This window comes from Klebsiella ornithinolytica NBRC 105727 = ATCC 31898 (assembly GCF_001598295.1).
In the GTDB taxonomy this organism is placed as follows: Bacteria; Pseudomonadota; Gammaproteobacteria; order Enterobacterales; family Enterobacteriaceae; genus Klebsiella; species Klebsiella ornithinolytica.
Genome location: NZ_BCYR01000014.1, coordinates 22,469 through 39,930, shown reverse-complemented (window position 1 = coordinate 39,930; position 17,462 = coordinate 22,469). Strand labels below are relative to the sequence as shown.

Here is a 17,462-nt window from a genome sequence, read left to right as displayed (position 1 = left end):
TATAAACAAACGCGCGGTAGTATAAAGGCAAGCCTGGTGCATTGATAGAGTCGAGCCGTAATGGCGGACAAGGAGATCGTAAGCATGGCTTTCAGCAACTGGCGTATCGGGATGCATATTCAACAGGACGCAATAGTGCTGGTCGCACTGCGCTACGCGCGTTCCCGCTGGGCGTTATGCCGCTGGTGGGATATCGAACTGGCGCCCGGCATCGTGCGCCATGGCATGGTGGTTGACGTGGCTGCGCTGGCGAAACGGTTGCAGAACTGGCGGCGGGAACTGCCTTTGCAACATCAGGTCAGCATTGCGTTTCCGGCCAGCCGAACGTTACAAAAGCAGCTGCCGCGTCCGCAGCTGTCTCTGCGCGATAAGGAGCGGGCAACCTGGATAGCCAGCGTGATGGCGCAACAGCTGGAGATGCCGGCCGCCTCGCTATGTGTCGATTATTCCGCCTCGCCGGCAAAGAACGAATGGCGGGTGACGGCAGCACAACGCCTGGATATCGACGTTCTGCGCCAGCTCGCCGCCCGCCTGAAGCTGAGCATCGCAGGCATTGTACCGGATGCCTGCGCGCTGGCAGCATTCCTCCCCTGGCTGCCGTCTGGCTCGCAAGGCCTCGCGTGGCGCAACGATCCTCATTGGCTGTGGGCAACGCGGGAAGGCTGGGGCAGTTTACCGTGCGCTGAAGCCTCTTCGTTTTCACAGCTCTCCCGGTTGATCGATGCCAAATCACTCCAGCGCTGCGCCACGCGTTCTGGCGATGAGACCTCTTTTGACCCCTGGCGCGTGATTCATCGCCTGCAGCCACCGCTGCCGGACTGTGGAGAGCGCTATGCCGTGGCGATTGGGCTGGCGTTAGGAGGGCGGCAACGATGACGACGGCGGTGAATTTTTTGCCCTGGCGTGAAGCGCGTCGCCGCCAGCGGCTGCGTATCGTGCTGCTGTACGCGGTGGGGTTTCTACTGATCTTGCTGACGATTGCTCAGGTTAAGCGGGCTGAGCGTCACGCGGTTGAGGCGCTGACTGCGGTGAGAGCCGCGGCTGAAAACCAGCTCTGGTCCGCACTCCGGCAGCGCGAAAGCATGATGCTGGAGCGACAGCAGCAAGGACAGCGGCTGCGCCTGAGACAGCAAAAAAGGGCATTAACCGAGGCCTGGCAGTCCCGGTTATGGGCAATCGCCGCGCAGCTACCGGAGCAGGCCTGGTTAACCCGGCTGGAGTATCAGCGCGATACCTTGATGTTGAGCGGTCTGGCGCTGAATCTTAAGGCCGTGGCGGGGCTGGAAAAAGCGCTGAGCGCGGTTGCCGGATTCAAACCGGCCAGAGCCGATGAAACGCGCCGCGGTGAGCAGGGGCGCTGGCAGTTTCGCTTTTCCCTGAGCGGAGAGCACGCTGATGCAGGCACTCATTGAACGTGGAATGACGGCATTTTTTTCTCTGCGCGGCGGGCGGCTCGCGCTGCCGATTGTTCTGGGGCTGATCGCGGTGATTTTTTTCCGGCTGTCAGCTTCGCCTCCTCCGGCAGAAACCGACGGACATCTCCGTCTGCGCCAGCAGTGGCTTCGGTTAATACCGCTGCAGACTACCTTGCAAAATGCCTTCCCGGATGAACAAAAGCGCTCGCTGTTCTCCCCGATTACGCTGCCGGTATCAGGCGCCATGCTGGTGAGCTGGCGCCCGTCGGGGCGCGGCGGCGAGCTGCTGCTGGAGGTCCGCTGGCAGGCGGTCCCGCCGCTGTTTTCCTGGCTGGCGGAGTGCGGAATGCGTGTAACGGGCTTTTCACTGCGTCCGGAAAAAAAGACGCTCCTGATGACGCTACAGCTGGAGGCCGAAGATGTGGGGTAAGGGTTGGCGTTTTCTGTGGCTGCTTCCGCTCCCGCTATCCTTGCTGGCCGGCGATCGCGATCCGTTTCGGCCTCCGGAGGATCGCTGCCAGACGGCACAGCTGGCGCAATGGCGCTATGGCGGCGCGGTCGGTCATAGGCACTATTGGGTGGGTTATTTACTGGATCATCGTAACCAATGGCGCCGGGTGCGAAAAGAGGACGCTTTGCCGGGAGGCTGGCGAATCCATTTGCTGACGGCGGAGCGAGTTGCAATAACAACAGGGCCTGGATGCGAACCTGCGCATTGGGAATGGCTGCGGGAAAAAGGAACAAAATATGATGCGATGGATAAGCCTGCTGTTTCTGCTGTTGCCAGCAATAGCGACGGCAAAAAATGAGAAACTCGTGTCGCTGGTGGTGGACGATGTGCCGGTTGCCCAGGTACTGCAAACGCTGGCCGAGATGCAGCAAAAAAATCTGGTTGTGGCGCCTGACGTCAGCGGTACGGTGTCGCTTCATCTGAAGAACGTTCCCTGGCAGCAGGCATTGCGCGCGGTGATTGATAGCGCCGGGCTGATGTATAACCAACAGGGCACGGTACTGCATGTGCATACGCTGGTCTGGCAAAATGCGCGGCAGGCGCAACAAGAGGCGGCGCGCGCGAAGCAATTGCAGAACCTGCCTTTGCAAAGGCATAGCGTGATGCTGCAGCATGCTGATGCGAGCGAGCTGGCGAAGTCCGGGGATAAATTGCTCAGCGCCCGGGGTAGCCTGACGGTGGATAAACGCACCAATCGACTGTTCATTCACGACGATGCCGCGCATCTGTCGGCATTGACCGCGTGGGCCCAGGAGATGGATCTGCCGGTCGGTCAGGTCGAGCTGGCGGCACATATTGTCTCGATGAGCGAAACCAGCCTGCGTGAACTGGGGGTGAAATGGAGCATGGCCGAAGCCAGCAGCATGCCGGGTTCCGGTAAGCTGACGACCTTAAGCAGCCATCAGGCGCTGAACAATGCCAGCAATCGCGTGGGGTTTAATATCGGCCGCCTGAGCGGGCGCTTGCTGGAGCTGGAGCTTTCGGCGCTGGAGCAAAAACAGCAGGTGGAAATCATCGCCAGCCCGCGTTTGCTGGCTTCTCATATGCAGTCTGCCAGCATTAAGCAGGGGAGTGAAATTCCCTATCAGGTCTCGCGCGGGGAAAGCGGTGCAACATCGATTGAGTTCAAAGAGGCGGTACTGGGAATGGAGGTCACGCCAACGGTTCTGCAACAGAATCGTGTGCGCCTGAAACTACGCATTACGGAGAATACGCCAGGTCAGGTTCTGAAGCAGGAAAATGGCGAAGCGTTGGCTATCGATAAACAGGAAATTGAGACCCAGGTTGAAGTGAAAAGCGGCGAAACGCTGGCTCTGGGCGGAATCTTTTCGCAAAAAAAGAAATCTGCCCGCGACAGTATTCCGCTACTGGGCGACATTCCGCTGCTCGGCCAGCTGTTTCGTCGCGACGGCAAAGATAACGAACGGCGTGAACTGGTTGTCTTCATTACCCCACGAATTCTGGCAGTGCATTAAGCGGTTTTTCTTGCTAAACACGTTTCAGGTGTTTGACGTGAGGACGGATTTAGCATACAAGGGGTACCGATTTGAGAGTCGGGTTCGGCATCAATCCTCCCTTTTTGTCCGGTGATTTATCCACAAGATCATTCAGGATGCGTCGAGGCGGTAAGCTGGTTTACCCCCAGAAACATAGATAACTATGCACCTGGAGGCGGATGAGTGCAGCCGACGGCGAGGTAGTTTGAATAATGACGAGTATATTCAGTTGCCAAACCTGCCTGAGTATTGAGATAATTTTTAGTCTGACTCTCGCTCTATTGCATATGAGGTTTCAGTTCATGTCCTGCTGCGCTGGGTATTCGCGAAGCGGGTTTACCATTAACGAATAGTCTTAGTAGTACCGAAAAAATGGCAGAGAAACGCAATATCTTTCTGGTTGGGCCTATGGGTGCCGGCAAAAGCACTATTGGGCGCCAGTTAGCCCAACAGCTCAATATGGAATTTTACGATTCTGATCAAGAGATTGAGAAACGCACTGGCGCAGATGTGGGCTGGGTTTTCGATGTCGAAGGTGAAGACGGCTTCCGCGACCGTGAAGAAAAGATCATCAATGAGTTGACGGAAAAACAGGGAATTGTGCTGGCGACTGGCGGCGGCTCTGTGAAATCCCGTGAAACGCGTAACCGTCTCTCCGCCCGCGGCGTGGTGGTGTACCTGGAAACAACGATCGAAAAGCAGCTTGCCCGTACGCAGCGCGATAAAAAGCGTCCTCTCTTACAAGTTGAAGCGCCGCCTCGCGAAGTTCTTGAAGCGTTGGCCGACGAACGCAACCCACTGTATGAAGAGATTGCTGACGTCACTATCCGTACCGACGATCAGAGCGCAAAAGTAGTGGCAAACCAGATTATTCATATGCTGGAAAGCAATTGATTCTGGCTTAATAAAGAGCGTCAGAGTAAAAAGCAACTGAGGTGGACGTCGCGTTATGGAGAGGCTTACTGTAACCCTCGGGGAACGTAGTTACCCGATTACCATCGCGGCTGGTTTGTTTAACGATCCAGCTTCCTTCCAGCCACTGAAATCAGGCGACCAGGTTATGCTGGTCACCAATGAAACGCTGGCGCCGCTTTATCTGGATAACGTTCGCTCTGTACTGGAGCAGGCGGGGGTTAACGTAGATAGCGTCATTCTACCCGACGGCGAGCAGTACAAAAGCCTGACGGTGATGGACTCGGTCTTTACCGCTTTACTGCAAAAACCGCACGGCCGTGACACCACTCTGGTGGCGCTCGGCGGCGGCGTGGTCGGTGATTTAACCGGCTTTGCCGCGGCTAGCTATCAGCGCGGCGTGCGTTTTATCCAGGTTCCAACCACCCTGCTGTCGCAGGTGGACTCTTCGGTCGGTGGCAAGACGGCCGTCAATCACCCTCTTGGTAAAAACATGATTGGTGCCTTCTGGCAGCCGGTTTCCGTGGTCGTCGATCTCAACTGTCTTAAGACGTTGCCGGCCCGTGAACTCTCTTCCGGACTGGCCGAAGTGATCAAATACGGCATTATCCTCGACGGTGAATTCTTCAGCTGGCTGGAAAGCAATATCGATGCGCTGATGGCGCTTGATGAGAAGGCGATGGCGTACTGTATTCGTCGTTGCTGTGAGCTGAAAGCCGAAGTTGTTGCGGCCGACGAGCGCGAAACCGGGTTACGTGCTTTACTCAATCTTGGACATACTTTTGGTCATGCTATCGAAGCCGAAATGGGCTACGGTAACTGGCTACACGGTGAAGCCGTTGCTGCCGGTATGGTGATGGCCGCGCATACGTCCGAGCGATTAGGGCAGTTCAGCGCACAGGATACACAGCGTATCGTGACGCTGCTGCAGCGTGCGGGCTTGCCGGTACGTGGGCCGCAGGAGATGACTGCGCAGGCGTATCTGCCCCACATGATGCGTGATAAAAAGGTGCTGGCAGGCGAAATGCGGCTGGTGCTACCGCTGGCAATAGGGAAAAGCGAAGTTCGCGGCGGAGTGTCGCATGATGTTGTTCTTGGCGCGATTGCTGATACTCAGCTAGCGCAACAATAAGAAGGTCTAGCCGCGTCCGCGCGGCGTTATCATTTCAGGTGACATGCAATAGTCGTGAGCATAAGCCTTTTAGTGGGGTGTTAAATGGATGAATTAAAACCAGAAGATGATCTGAAAGCCGATCGCAGCGATCGTCGTACTGGTCGTTCCCGTCAATCTTCCGAGCGCGATAGCGATCCGCAGATCAATTTTGATGATGTCGATCTTGATGCGGACGACAGCCGTCCGACGCGCGCCAGCAAAGCACGCCGTGAGCGCGATGAAGAAGAGTATGAAGCGGACGTAGAGTCTGAAGAAGACGAAGAGTCGGAAGAGCAGCAGGTTGAGCGTCGTCCGCGCAAGCGTAAGAAAGCGCCCGCGAAGCCAGCCTCCCGCCAGTATATTATGATGGGGGTGGGGATTCTCGTGCTGCTGCTGCTGATCGTTGGCATTGGCTCTGCACTGAAATCGCCATCCTCTTCCAGTGAACAAACCGCGTCAGGCGAAAAGAGCATTAACCTGTCAGGCGATCAGTCTGACAATGGACAGTCTGGCAATGGCCAGCCTGCCGCTCAGGACCAGACCACGGCAAACAACCCGCAGCAGGATGTTTCTCTGCCGCCGATCGCCTCTAATCCGACTCAGGGCCAGACTAGCGCTGAGCCGCAGGGACAGCAGCGTGTTGAGGTGCAGGGCGACCTGAATAATGCCTTGACTCAGCAGCAGGGCCAGATTGACAGCGCCGTAGCGAACTCTACGCTGCCGACTGAACCGGCGACCGTTGCTCCTGTCCGTAATGGCGCCGCCCCGCGTCAGGCAACAACTGAACGTCAGACTGCTGCCGCTCCGCGTCCGGTAGAGCGTAAGCATACGGTGATTGAGCCGAAACCAGTGGCGAAAGCGCCGGTTGAAGCGAAACCTGTTCAGCCGAAGCGTGTTGAAAGCACCGCTGCGGCTGCGCCGGTGAAAGCGCCTGTCGCTCAGCCGAGCAAACCTGTTGCCACCGCACAGACGACGAAGCCGGCTCCGACGACAACGACAACGACAACCGCGACCGCACCAGCGGCTACCGCTGCGGCGACGGCGGCTCCGGCTGCAACTGCCGGGGGTAAAACTGCGGGCGATGTCAGCTCGATGAAAGCGGCGCCGTCGGGTAACTACACTCTGCAACTCAGCAGCTCCTCCAACTACAACAACCTGAATAGCTGGGCGAAGAAAGAGAAGCTGGATAAATATGTCGTCTACGAGACCACGCGTAACGGTCAGCCATGGTATGTACTGGTCAGCGGTATCTACGCTTCGAAAGATGAAGCGAAGCGTGCTGTAGCCACTCTGCCAGCGGATGTGCAGGCGAAAAACCCGTGGGCGAAACCGCTGCATCAGGTTCAGGCCGATCTGAAGTAAGTGCGGTGTAGTCTTAAGCGCAGGGTGCTGTCGGAGCTTTCTCCACAGCCGGAGAATGTGGTAATTAGTTAGGCAGCATGAAAAAGAATCGCGCTTTTCTGAAATGGGCAGGGGGTAAATACCCCCTGCTTGACGATATAAAGAAACACTTGCCGCAAGGCGATTGTCTGATTGAGCCCTTTGTTGGCGCAGGGTCGGTATTTCTTAATACCGACTTTTCTCGTTATATTCTGGCGGGCATCAACAGCGACCTGATCGGTCTTTACAACATCGTTAAATTGCGGACGGATGAGTACGTTGCGGCGGCGCGTGAAATGTTTACGCCCGAGAATAACGCGGCAGAGCAGTACTATCAGTTCCGTACTGAATTCAACCAAAGTCAGGATCCGCTGCGTCGTGCGGTGCTGTTCCTGTATCTGAATCGCCATGGCTACAATGGCCTGTGTCGCTATAATCTGCGCGGCGAATTTAACGTACCGTTCGGCCGTTATAAGAAGCCCTACTTCCCGGAAGCTGAGCTGTATCATTTTGCCCAGAAGGCGCAGAATGCGTACTTCTACTGTGAGTCGTATGCCGACAGTATGGCGCGCGCGGACGGTTCTTCGGTGGTCTATTGCGATCCGCCGTATGCGCCGTTATCGTCTACCGCCAATTTTACGGCCTATCATACGAACAGCTTTAACGCCGAGCAGCAGGCCCATCTGGCGCAGCTGGCGGAGAACCTGCTGGAGCAGCGGGTTCCGGTTCTGATTTCCAACCACGATACGGCGCTCACGCGCGAATGGTATCGTCAGGCTAAACTGCATGTCGTCAAAGTTCGACGCAGTATCAGCAGCAACGGTGGTACACGAAAGAAGGTGGACGAGCTTCTGGCTCTTTACCGTCCGCCCAAGACTAAATAATTTCAAGGAGATGCGGATGAAGCAGTATTTGATTGCCCCTTCGATTCTGTCGGCTGATTTTGCCCGTCTGGGCGAGGATACCGCCAAAGCGCTGGCTGCAGGTGCGGACGTTGTGCACTTTGACGTGATGGACAACCACTACGTGCCGAATCTGACCATCGGCCCTATGGTGTTGAAAGCGCTACGCAACTATGGCATCACCGCCCCGATCGACGTGCACCTGATGGTGAAACCGGTCGACCGCATCATTCCTGATTTCGCCGCGGCGGGCGCCAGCATCATCACCTTCCACCCGGAAGCCTCTGAGCACGTCGATCGCAGCCTGCAGCTGATCAAAGAACATGGCTGTAAAGCCGGTCTGGTGTTTAACCCGGCCACGCCGCTGAGCTACCTTGATTATGTGATGGATAAGCTGGACGTTATCCTGCTGATGTCCGTTAACCCGGGGTTCGGCGGTCAGTCCTTCATCCCCCAGACTCTGGATAAACTGCGCGAAGTGCGTCAGCGCATCGATGCGTCGGGTTATGATATTCGTCTGGAAGTCGACGGCGGCGTGAAGGTCAGTAATATTGCGGATATTGCGGCGGCAGGCGCGGATATGTTTGTTGCCGGTTCGGCGATTTTCGATCGTCCGGACTACAAGGAGGTTATCGATCAAATGCGTAGTGAATTAGCAAAGGTTAGTCATGGATAAATTACACTCTGTTCGCGGTGTCGCCTTTGACCTTGACGGCACGCTGGTCGATAGCGCGCCGGGTTTGACAGCGGCAGTTGATAGCGCGCTCTATGCGCTGGAGCTACCGATGGCCGGCGAGGCGCGCGTCGTAACCTGGATCGGCAACGGTGCGGATGTTCTGATGGAGCGGGCCCTGAGCTGGGCGCGTCAGGAACGCGCAACCCAGCGTGCTGCGATGGGGAAACCCTCCGTCGATCATGACGATATTCCACAGGCAGAGCAGCTGATGGTGCTGCGTAAGCTGTTCGATCGCTACTATGCTGAAGCGGCGGAAGAAGGCAGTTTTCTGTTCCCGGCGGTGGCTGATACGCTTGGCGCACTGCATGCGAAAGGCCTGCCGCTGGCGCTGGTAACCAACAAGCCGACGCCGTTCGTTGCGCCAATTCTGGACGCGTTGGATATCGCGAAGTATTTTACGGTCGTCATCGGCGGCGATGATGTGAAGAATAAAAAACCCCATCCGGATCCCCTGCTGCTTGTGGCGCAGAAGCTGGGCCTGGCGCCTGCTGAGCTGCTGTTCGTTGGTGATTCACGTAATGATATCCAGGCGGCTAAAGCCGCGGGCTGCCGCTCCATCGGGCTGACCTACGGATATAACTACGGCGAGTCGATCGCGCTCAGTGAACCGGACTATATCTTTGACCAGTTTAATGAACTCTTGCCCGCTCTTGGGCTACCGTATAGTGAAACTCAGGAATTGAAAAATGACTAAGCCCATCGTTTTTAGTGGCGCACAGCCCTCAGGTGAATTGACCATTGGCAACTATATGGGTGCGCTGCGTCAATGGGTGAGCATGCAGGATGATTATCACTGCATCTACTGCATCGTAGATTTGCATGCCATTACCGCGCGTCAGGATCCTGAGAAACTGCGTAAAGCGACGCTGGATACTCTGGCGCTTTACCTGGCATGCGGTATCGACCCGGAGAAAAGCACCATCTTCGTTCAGTCGCACGTGCCGGAGCACGCGCAGCTGGGCTGGGCGCTGAACTGCTACACCTATTTCGGTGAACTGAGCCGTATGACCCAGTTCAAAGACAAATCCGCGCGCTATTCGGAAAACATTAACGCCGGTCTGTTTGACTATCCGGTGCTGATGGCGGCGGACATTCTGCTGTATCAGACCAACCAGGTTCCGGTTGGCGAAGATCAGAAACAGCACCTGGAGCTGAGCCGCGATATCGCGCAGCGCTTCAACGCCCTTTACGGCGAGGTGTTTAAAGTGCCTGAGCCGTTTATTCCTGCCTCCGGCGCTCGCGTGATGTCCCTGCTTGAACCGACAAAGAAAATGTCCAAGTCAGACGACAACCGCAATAACGTGATCGGCCTGCTGGAAGACCCGAAATCGGTGGTGAAGAAGATTAAGCGTGCAATGACCGACGGTGACGAGCCGCCTGTTGTTCGCTATGACCAGCAGAATAAAGCCGGTGTTTCCAACCTGCTGGATATCCTCTCGGGCGTCACCGGGCAGAGTATTCCGCAGCTGGAGCAACATTTCGAAGGCAAAATGTATGGTCACCTGAAAGGCGAAGTGGCTGATGCGGTGTCCGGTATGCTGCTGGAACTGCAGGAGCGCTATAACCGCTTCCGTAACGACGAAGCGTTCCTCAATCAGGTGATGAGAGACGGGGCGGAAAAAGCCAGCGCTCGCGCGTCGCAAACGCTGAAAGCGGTCTATGAAGCCATTGGTTTTGTGGCGAAGCCGTAAGCGATAGCCGGGAGAGAAACAGAAAAGGGCGGGTCAATCCCGCCCTTTTGTATTTTCAGCATATGCGACGTTTGCCGGTCAGTTTCTCGGGGTCCGCGAGCCGAACCCGAAACGTCAGTATCAGTGATGGGAGAACCAGTTCAGCTTGTCGCGCAGGCTGACCACGCGGCCCACGATAATCAGCGCCGGGCTGGCCATCTGCTGCGCCAGAACATCCAGCCGATCTAAGGTGCCGGCGACGACTCTTTGGCTGACCGCCGTGCCGTTCTCAACGATAGCCGCGGGCATATCCGCCGCCATGCCGTGAGCAATCAGGTTCTCCCGGATAGCAGAGGCCTGGTTCAGCCCCATATAAAACACCAGCGTCTGCTTCTCTACCGCCAGGTTTTCCCAATCCAGCTCGCCGCCTGTCTTCAGATGGCCGGTGATCAGGCGGACGCCCTGGGCGAAATCGCGATGGGTTAACGGGATACCTGAATAGGCGGAACAGCCTGAAGCCGCGGTAATTCCTGGTACCACCGAGAAGGGGATCCCGGCGTTGCACAGGGTTTCCAGCTCTTCGCCGCCGCGGCCAAAAATAAAGGGATCGCCACCTTTCAGGCGCACCACGCGACGTCCGTTCTGCGCCTCGCGCAGCAGGATCTGGTTAATCTCTTCCTGCGGCACGCAGTGATAGCCCGCGCGTTTACCGACGAAAATCCGATCGGCGTCGCGACGTACCAGATTCATAATGTCGTCAGAGACCAGGCGGTCATACACCACGACGTCCGCCTGCTGGATCTGCTGGAGCCCTTTGAGAGTCAGCAGCCCGGCATCGCCGGGACCGGCGCCGACCAACACCACTTCGCCACGGTGGTCCAGCGGCTCTGTTAACAGTTGCTCGGTAGTATCGGCAACGGCCTGGCGGTCTTCATTGGCCAGCGATTGCGCCAGACGGTCGTTGATGAACAGCTTTTCCCAGAAACGTCGACGTTCGCCGACCGTCGCAAACTGTTTTTTCACCCGCGACCGCAGCTGGCCGGCATAGTGGGCCAGCTGGCCTAAGTGGAGCGGCAGAATCGACTCCAGCTTTTCCCGCAGCAGCCGCGCCAGCACCGGTGAGGTACCGCCAGAGGATACCGCGACCATCAGCGGCGAGCGGTCAATGATCGACGGCATAATAAAGCTGGCCTGCTGCGGCGCATCGACCACGTTACAGAATATCCGCCGTGCCTCTGCCGCGTCGCTGACCTGCTGATTGACATCCTCATCGTCGGTGGCGGCGATGGCCAGCCAGCAGGTGTCGAGAAGCGCCGGGGTGAACGGCGCTTGCACCAGGGTCAGCATTTGTGAATCGGCCCACACATGGAACTGCGGCGAGAACCCCAGCGCGTTGACCGTGACTCTGGCGCCGGCATCGAGCAGCAGGCGCGCCTTGCGTTCGGCAACATCACCGCCGCCGACCAGTAAGCAGTCGCGGCCGCGCAGCTGACAAAAAATAGGTAAGTGATCCACGGAACATCCTCGCAGCAAGCAGTGGGAGAGGGATAAGCGGTCGTAGCATAGCAGCAGAGGGTTGGCACAATATACGATTTTTCGGGCGCCTACCGCTTAGTTGGCATAAGAAGAAAATATGGTTCCCGCCGGAGCGCGGCGGGAACCTCAGGGCATCATGCCTTCAGCTGAACGTTGCCGTCTTTCACGCGCGCATCGAAATGCGCAATGGAGTGGCTTGCATCTTCCATGCACAGGCCGTCGCGCAGACGGAAGCGCTGTTTCTTCAATGGGCTGGCGACCCACAGCTCACCCTCATGCTCGGCAATGATGCCTCGCGACAGCACGCTGGCATTGAAGAACGGGTCGATATTGCTGATCGCATAGACCCGATCGTCATGGTAAGGCCGGAACAGGGCGACCTGCTGCTGGCCCAGCAGCGCACAGACGCCGGTTGCAGGCAGAATATCGTCAATCTTGCAGATGTTTACCCACTGGCTCATGCGTTCTCCTCCACCAGAGTGACCGGGATACGCTCATACGGCGTCGCCGGACGGTGCTGCTCGCGTTCCGGTACGACCTGGACATTCGGGTCGCGCTGGTTGCTGTTGATAAAGTGTTTGAAGCGGGTTTGTGCCGCCGGATTGTTGACCGTCTCGGTCCACTCACAGGCGACAGCGGCACGCAGACGCGCCAGCTCTTCTTCCAGGTGGGCGTTCAGGCCCAGCTTGTCGTCGATAATGACGCTACGCAAGTAGTCGATGCCGCCTTCCATGTTGTCTAACCACGGCGCGGTACGCGTCAGCTTATCGGCGGTACGGATATAGAACATCATAAAGCGATCGAGATAGCTGAGCAGCGTTTCGCGGTCGAGATCGGCAGCCAGCAGGTCGGCGTGACGCGGCTTCATCCCGCCGTTGCCGCAGACATATAAATTCCAGCCCTTCTCGGTGGCGATAATCCCCACATCCTTACCCTGCGCCTCCGCACATTCACGGGTACAGCCGGAGACGCCAAACTTCATTTTATGCGGCGTACGGATGCCTTTGTAGCGATTTTCCAGCTCGACGCCGAAGCCCACGCTGTCGCCGACGCCGTAGCGGCACCAGGTGCTGCCGACGCAGGTTTTCGCCATACGCAGCGCTTTGGCATACGCGTGGCCGGTTTCGAAGCCCGCTTCAATCAGCTGACGCCAGATTTCAGGCAGGTCGTCTTTTTGCGCGCCGAACAGGCCGATACGCTGGGAACCGGTGATTTTGGTGTAGAGATTATATTCGCGCGCGATGCGCCCTACGGCCACCAGACCTTCCGGCGTAATTTCGCCGCCGGCGGAGCGCGGGATAACCGAATAGGTCCCGTCTTTCTGGATATTGGCGAGGAAGTTATCGTTCGTATCCTGCAGCGGCGTATGCTGAGGCTTGAGAATGTACTCATTCCAGCAGGAGGCCAACAGAGAGCCAACGGTCGGCTTACACACTTCGCAGCCGTAGCCTTTTCCGTGTTTCGCCAGCAGCTCTTCGAAGGTTTTAATCCCTTCTACGCGAATCAGGTGGAACAGCTCCTGGCGGGAGTAGGCAAAGTGTTCGCACAGATTGTGGTTCACTTCGATCCCCTGTTTCGCCAGCTCCGCGTTCAGCACCTGGGTCACCAGCGGAATACAGCCGCCGCAGCCGGTACCGGCTTTGGTTTCTGCTTTCAGCGCGGCGACGGTATGGCAGCCTTTGTTGATGGCGGAAATCAGCATCCCTTTAGTCACGTCGAAGCAGGAGCAGATTTGCGCGCTGTCCGGCAGTTTATCGACGCCGATTGACGGCTTACCGCTGCCGGCGTGTGCCGGCAGAATCAGCGAGTCCGGGTTTTCCGGCAGTTCAATACCGTTGAGCACCAGCTGCAGCAGATTGCCGTAATCGCTGGTGTCTCCGACCAGCACCGCGCCAAGCAGGGTTTTATTGTCTTCGCTGACGATCAGTCGTTTATAGACTTCTTTGCTTTCATCAAGATAGACGTAGCTGCGGGCGCCAGGCGTGCGGCCATGCGCATCGCCGATGCCGCCCACGTCAACGCCAAGCAGCTTCAGTTTGGCGCTGAGATCGGCCCCGATAAAGCGGTTGTCGTTGCCGAGGAGATGGTCGACGGTCACCTGGGCCATTTTATAACCCGGCGCCACCAGACCGTAGACGCGGTTGTTCCAGCTGGCGCATTCGCCGATAGCATAGATATCCGGATCGGAGGTCTGGCAGGTGTCATTGACCACGATACCGCCACGCTGCGCCACGGCCAGACCGCATTGGGTCGCCAGCTTATCGCGTGGACGAATACCGGTTGAGAAGACGATAAAATCAACCTGCAGCTCGCTGCCATCGGCGAACTGCATGGTTTTTCTGGCCTCGCTGCCCTGCTGGACAATCTCTTTGGTGTTTTTGCTGGTATGGACCTTCACGCCCATACTTTCGATTTTACGCTTCAGCTGCTCGCCGCCCATATTATCCAGCTGTTCGGCCATCAGCATGGGGGCAAATTCGATGACGTGGGTTTCCACGCCGAGGTTTTTCAGCGCGCCGGCGGCTTCGAGGCCCAGCAGGCCGCCGCCGACGACGGCGCCGCGTTTGCTGCGACGCGCGCAGGATTCAATCGCGTTCAGATCTTCAATGGTGCGGTACACAAAGCAGTCCTGAGTGTCCGCGCCTTTGATTGGCGGGATCCACGGATAGGAACCCGTCGCCATCACCAGCTTGTCGTAAAATACGGTGCGTCCCGCGCTGGAGTGAATCACTTTCTCCTGGCGGTTAATGGTAATAGCGCGTTCACCGATCAGGACTTTAACGCCATGTTTCTCGTAAAAACCTTCACGGACCAGCGAGAGCTCTTCGGCGGTGTGATGGGAGAAGTAAGACGACAGGTGGACGCGGTCGTAAGCGATACGGGGTTCTTCACAGAACACGGTAATGTCGAACTGTCCGGCAGGCGCCTTATCAAGAAGCTCTTCGATAAAGCGATGGCCAACCATGCCGTTACCGATAATAGCGATTCTGACTTTGCTCATTTTTGCCTCGATTTCTTTTCTATTACCGCCTACCTTAACGATTCAGCCAGTACACTTATTGATACAAATCAAGATCGCCCGCGCCTACCACTTAATGGGTATGCTTATGATTTTTCTGGATTTTTATAAGTTATGGAAAACTCAGGCTTTTCCTTGTTGTTGCTTTTGTGTACAAAATGGATGCGGGGGAATGTTTATGGGTTGGGCGAAAAAACGGCATATTCACGGGAGTCATCAAGATGACAGCAGTTCCGCTTTGGTTGATTGAGAACGTACGTTTGCCCGATCGCGAAGGGCTATGGCAGATCGCGATAGATAAAGGCTGTTTTGGCGATATCACCCCGATGGGCGATGCGCGCAGCGAAAGTTATGAAGTGCTCAATGCCCGCGGTGGGCTCGCGATCCCGCCATTTATTGAACCGCATATTCATCTCGATACCACCCAAACTGCCGGCGAGCCAAACTGGAACCAGTCCGGGACGCTGTTTGAGGGGATTGAGCGCTGGGCAGAACGTAAGGCGCTATTGAGTCACGAAGATGTGAAGGCCCGGGCGTGGAAGACGCTGAAATGGCAAATCGCCAACGGGATTCAGTTTGTCCGCACGCACGTTGACGCGTCTGACCCGACGTTGACGGCATTAAAGGCGATGCTGGAGGTGAAACAGGAGGTAGCGCCATGGGTAGATTTGCAGATAGTCGCCTTCCCCCAGGAGGGGATCTTATCCTACCCCAATGGTGAGGCCTTGCTGGAGGAGGCCCTGCGGCTCGGGGCCGATGTGGTCGGCGCCATTCCGCACTTTGAGTTTACCCGCGAGTATGGCGTGGAATCGCTGCATATCGCGTTCCGTCTGGCGCAGCAGTATCAACGCCCGCTGGATATTCACTGCGATGAAATTGACGACGAGCAGTCGCGGTTTGTCGAAACGGTGGCGGCTCTGGCGTTGAAAGAGGGCATTGGTCCACGGGTTACGGCCAGCCATACCACCGCGATGCACTCCTATAACGGCGCCTATACTTCGCGGTTGTTTCGGTTACTAAAGCTCTCGGGAATCAACTTTGTTGCTAACCCGCTGGTCAATATTCATCTCCAGGGGCGGTTTGACGATTATCCAAAGCGCCGTGGCATCACCCGGGTGAAGGAGCTGATGGCGGCGGGTATTAACGTTTGTTTCGGTCACGATGATGTTTTCGACCCGTGGTACCCGCTGGGCACCGGCAATATGCTGCAGGTGCTGCATATGGGGTTACATGTCTGTCAACTGATGGGCTATCAGCAGATCAACGATGGGCTGAAGCTGATTACCGACAACAGCGCCCGCACCTTTGGTCTGCACGATTACGGTATTGTGCCGGGCTATCCCGCGAATCTGGTTATTCTGCCGGCGGAGAATGGCTTTGAAGCGGTTCGCTGTCAGGTACCGGTTCGCTGGTCGATTCGTCAGGGACGGGTGATTGCCACAACGCAACTGGCCCAGACCTGGATCCAGACCGACAGAGGAGGAGAGGAGCTGTTCTTTAGTCGAAACAGCCCCTTCACTGACGCAAAGGGGCCAACAAAGGCTTAGTGGGAGGCCGCAGCCGCGTTGTGCTGGCGGTGGCGGGAGACGAAGCCAAGGATTAAGCACATCACAAAGACCACGGCGTAGAGGCCGTTAGCGGTGTGTAGCGCTGCCAGCGGGCCGCTGGCAGCCACAATCGGACCGGTCACCACGAAGGTCAGCATTGTGCCGATGGTGCCGCAGGTAAGTACAAAGTTCACCAGTTTCGGCGACGCGACTTTGGTTTGTAGCGAACCCAGCGTAATAAGCGAGGTGTAAATCGCGCTGGAGAAGAAGCCGAGGGTCAGAATAAACCACGGCATATGCTCCGGTGAACCGTTGATGAACAGGTACATCAGCACGGTGGCGAGACCAGCCAGTACGGTCAGGATGCGCTGCAGGTCGAAGAAGCGCAGGATGAAGCTGAACGACCACATACCAATCATGTACGACATCCAGAAATCACTCACCAGCTTACCGCCATCGGCCAGGCTCATGCCCAGGGTCTTGGCATACTCCGGTACCCAGGAGATAAAGCCCAGCTGACCGAGGATGTAGCACAGCGCCGCAATTGCGAGGAACAGCACGCCGATGCCCCATTTTTCTTTCACGACCGGCTGGTTATCCTGCTGTGCTTTTTTGCCAAGAACCGGGAACTCACAGCCGAAGGTCAGAATAAAGATGGCAACGTAGACCAGCCCAATGCAGGCATAAACCCAGTACCACTCGATACTGCGGGCCAACAGGAATGCGGCGACCATCGGGAAGATCATCCCCGCCATGCTGAAGAAGGAGTCGGTAAACAGCAAACGCGCGCCACGCTGGCGGCCTTCATACATGTGGGTGATCAGGAAGGTCCCGATCGACATGGTGATCCCGCTGACCAGCCCCAGAACGAACATGGATGCGGAGAACAGAGCCAGGCTGTGGCTAAACATCAGCCCGGCAACGGCCAGGACCATCAGAATGAAGCCAAAACGCAGCTGGGTTTTCAGCGGCACAATTTCCATCAGCCAGGCGTTCAGGAAGATAGAGATCAGGATACCGGCGTTGAGGAAAGTAAAGGTGTTGCTCATACTGGAGACGGGCAAATGGAAATAATCGGCGATATTTCCCATCACCATTCCGGTGACGATCACCAGCGCGCCGGTGAGGGCGTAGGAAAAGAAGCTGATCCATGTGAGCTTGATACGATTGCTGTTAGTCATGACT

17 protein-coding genes are annotated in these 17,462 nt (G+C 56.8%); 13 read left to right on the top strand and 4 right to left on the bottom strand.

Going from position 1 to position 17,462, the window contains the following annotated elements:
• The first annotated feature begins 84 nt into the window (after positions 1 to 84).
• The 12 genes from ROR01S_RS21760 (at position 85) to trpS (ending at position 10,196) form a co-directional block, all read left to right on the top strand.
• On the top strand, positions 85 to 876 hold the full coding sequence (locus tag ROR01S_RS21760) for a type IV pilus biogenesis protein PilM (protein WP_064359873.1): 792 nt from the start codon (positions 85 to 87) through the stop codon (positions 874 to 876).
• Positions 873 to 1,412 (top strand): PilN domain-containing protein, encoded by a 540-nt coding sequence (locus ROR01S_RS21755; protein ID WP_015585614.1) that lies wholly within the window; start codon positions 873 to 875, stop codon positions 1,410 to 1,412. The genes ROR01S_RS21760 and ROR01S_RS21755 overlap by 4 nt, the downstream gene beginning before the upstream one ends.
• Positions 1,396 to 1,845: a HofO family protein gene (locus ROR01S_RS21750; protein WP_064359872.1), complete on the top strand. Its 450-nt coding sequence runs from the start codon at positions 1,396 to 1,398 to the stop codon at positions 1,843 to 1,845. Before ROR01S_RS21755 ends, ROR01S_RS21750 begins: the two co-directional genes overlap by 17 nt.
• Positions 1,835 to 2,224: a HofP DNA utilization family protein gene (locus ROR01S_RS26540; RefSeq protein ID WP_015585616.1), complete on the top strand. Its 390-nt coding sequence runs from the start codon at positions 1,835 to 1,837 to the stop codon at positions 2,222 to 2,224. Before ROR01S_RS21750 ends, ROR01S_RS26540 begins: the two co-directional genes overlap by 11 nt.
• Positions 2,163 to 3,401 (top strand): DNA uptake porin HofQ, encoded by a 1,239-nt coding sequence (gene hofQ / locus ROR01S_RS21745; RefSeq protein ID WP_015585617.1) that lies wholly within the window; start codon positions 2,163 to 2,165, stop codon positions 3,399 to 3,401. The genes ROR01S_RS26540 and hofQ overlap by 62 nt, the downstream gene beginning before the upstream one ends.
• A gap of 393 nt (positions 3,402 to 3,794) precedes the next feature.
• Complete coding sequence (aroK, locus tag ROR01S_RS21740) at positions 3,795 to 4,316, top strand: shikimate kinase AroK (protein WP_004868452.1); 522 nt, start codon at positions 3,795 to 3,797, stop codon at positions 4,314 to 4,316.
• A 55-nt stretch (positions 4,317 to 4,371) separates the two neighbouring features.
• Positions 4,372 to 5,466 (top strand): 3-dehydroquinate synthase, encoded by a 1,095-nt coding sequence (gene aroB, locus ROR01S_RS21735; protein ID WP_004868451.1) that lies wholly within the window; start codon positions 4,372 to 4,374, stop codon positions 5,464 to 5,466.
• An 84-nt stretch (positions 5,467 to 5,550) separates the two neighbouring features.
• The gene (damX, locus tag ROR01S_RS21730) at positions 5,551 to 6,849 is read left to right on the top strand and encodes a cell division protein DamX (RefSeq protein WP_004868448.1); all 1,299 of its coding nucleotides are present in this window, start codon (positions 5,551 to 5,553) and stop codon (positions 6,847 to 6,849) included.
• 77 nt (positions 6,850 to 6,926) lie between these two features.
• A complete protein-coding gene (gene dam / locus ROR01S_RS21725; protein WP_064359871.1) occupies positions 6,927 to 7,751 on the top strand; it encodes an adenine-specific DNA-methyltransferase in 825 nt (274 codons plus the stop codon).
• 16 nt (positions 7,752 to 7,767) lie between these two features.
• Positions 7,768 to 8,445 carry a ribulose-phosphate 3-epimerase gene (rpe, locus tag ROR01S_RS21720; RefSeq protein ID WP_004868444.1) on the top strand — a complete coding sequence of 226 codons (678 nt, stop codon included), beginning with the start codon at positions 7,768 to 7,770 and terminating at the stop codon, positions 8,443 to 8,445.
• Positions 8,438 to 9,199 (top strand): phosphoglycolate phosphatase, encoded by a 762-nt coding sequence (gene gph, locus ROR01S_RS21715; protein WP_004868442.1) that lies wholly within the window; start codon positions 8,438 to 8,440, stop codon positions 9,197 to 9,199. Before rpe ends, gph begins: the two co-directional genes overlap by 8 nt.
• Complete coding sequence (trpS, locus tag ROR01S_RS21710) at positions 9,192 to 10,196, top strand: tryptophan--tRNA ligase (RefSeq protein ID WP_015585618.1); 1,005 nt, start codon at positions 9,192 to 9,194, stop codon at positions 10,194 to 10,196. The genes gph and trpS overlap by 8 nt, the downstream gene beginning before the upstream one ends.
• 120 nt (positions 10,197 to 10,316) lie before the next feature.
• Here the strand turns inward: trpS and cysG are convergent, their stop codons facing one another.
• From cysG to nirB, 3 genes are all read right to left on the bottom strand, one after another.
• Positions 10,317 to 11,690 (bottom strand): siroheme synthase CysG, encoded by a 1,374-nt coding sequence (cysG, locus tag ROR01S_RS21705; RefSeq protein WP_064359870.1) that lies wholly within the window; start codon positions 11,688 to 11,690, stop codon positions 10,317 to 10,319.
• A gap of 155 nt (positions 11,691 to 11,845) precedes the next feature.
• Positions 11,846 to 12,172, bottom strand: a complete 327-nt coding sequence (gene nirD / locus ROR01S_RS21700) for a nitrite reductase small subunit NirD (RefSeq protein ID WP_004868437.1) — start codon at positions 12,170 to 12,172, stop codon at positions 11,846 to 11,848.
• Positions 12,169 to 14,712, bottom strand: a complete 2,544-nt coding sequence (gene nirB, locus ROR01S_RS21695) for a nitrite reductase large subunit NirB (RefSeq protein ID WP_004868435.1) — start codon at positions 14,710 to 14,712, stop codon at positions 12,169 to 12,171. Before nirB ends, nirD begins: the two co-directional genes overlap by 4 nt.
• A gap of 239 nt (positions 14,713 to 14,951) precedes the next feature.
• Here nirB and ROR01S_RS21690 point away from each other — a divergent pair, with 239 nt between their 5' ends.
• Positions 14,952 to 16,277, top strand: a complete 1,326-nt coding sequence (locus ROR01S_RS21690; RefSeq protein ID WP_064359869.1) for a cytosine deaminase — start codon at positions 14,952 to 14,954, stop codon at positions 16,275 to 16,277.
• On the opposite strand, the gene tsgA is transcribed toward ROR01S_RS21690, so the two are convergent.
• Complete coding sequence (tsgA, locus tag ROR01S_RS21685) at positions 16,274 to 17,458, bottom strand: MFS transporter TsgA (RefSeq protein ID WP_004868431.1); 1,185 nt, start codon at positions 17,456 to 17,458, stop codon at positions 16,274 to 16,276. The genes ROR01S_RS21690 and tsgA overlap by 4 nt on opposite strands.
• Positions 17,459 to 17,462 lie beyond the last annotated feature (4 nt).

Coding starts and splice junctions, on each gene's coding strand:
- ROR01S_RS21755 (WP_015585614.1), top strand. CDS start 873: ATGACGACGGCGGTGAATTTTTTGCCCTGGCGTGAAGCGCGTCGCCGC.
- gph (WP_004868442.1), top strand. CDS start 8,438: ATGGATAAATTACACTCTGTTCGCGGTGTCGCCTTTGACCTTGACGGC.
- rpe (WP_004868444.1), top strand. CDS start 7,768: ATGAAGCAGTATTTGATTGCCCCTTCGATTCTGTCGGCTGATTTTGCC.
- dam (WP_064359871.1), top strand. CDS start 6,927: ATGAAAAAGAATCGCGCTTTTCTGAAATGGGCAGGGGGTAAATACCCC.
- ROR01S_RS26540 (WP_015585616.1), top strand. CDS start 1,835: ATGTGGGGTAAGGGTTGGCGTTTTCTGTGGCTGCTTCCGCTCCCGCTA.
- ROR01S_RS21690 (WP_064359869.1), top strand. CDS start 14,952: ATGACAGCAGTTCCGCTTTGGTTGATTGAGAACGTACGTTTGCCCGAT.
- aroK (WP_004868452.1), top strand. CDS start 3,795: ATGGCAGAGAAACGCAATATCTTTCTGGTTGGGCCTATGGGTGCCGGC.
- tsgA (WP_004868431.1), bottom strand. CDS start 17,458: ATGACTAACAGCAATCGTATCAAGCTCACATGGATCAGCTTCTTTTCC.
- nirD (WP_004868437.1), bottom strand. CDS start 12,172: ATGAGCCAGTGGGTAAACATCTGCAAGATTGACGATATTCTGCCTGCA.
- hofQ (WP_015585617.1), top strand. CDS start 2,163: ATGATGCGATGGATAAGCCTGCTGTTTCTGCTGTTGCCAGCAATAGCG.
- nirB (WP_004868435.1), bottom strand. CDS start 14,712: ATGAGCAAAGTCAGAATCGCTATTATCGGTAACGGCATGGTTGGCCAT.
- ROR01S_RS21750 (WP_064359872.1), top strand. CDS start 1,396: ATGCAGGCACTCATTGAACGTGGAATGACGGCATTTTTTTCTCTGCGC.
- aroB (WP_004868451.1), top strand. CDS start 4,372: ATGGAGAGGCTTACTGTAACCCTCGGGGAACGTAGTTACCCGATTACC.
- damX (WP_004868448.1), top strand. CDS start 5,551: ATGGATGAATTAAAACCAGAAGATGATCTGAAAGCCGATCGCAGCGAT.
- ROR01S_RS21760 (WP_064359873.1), top strand. CDS start 85: ATGGCTTTCAGCAACTGGCGTATCGGGATGCATATTCAACAGGACGCA.
- trpS (WP_015585618.1), top strand. CDS start 9,192: ATGACTAAGCCCATCGTTTTTAGTGGCGCACAGCCCTCAGGTGAATTG.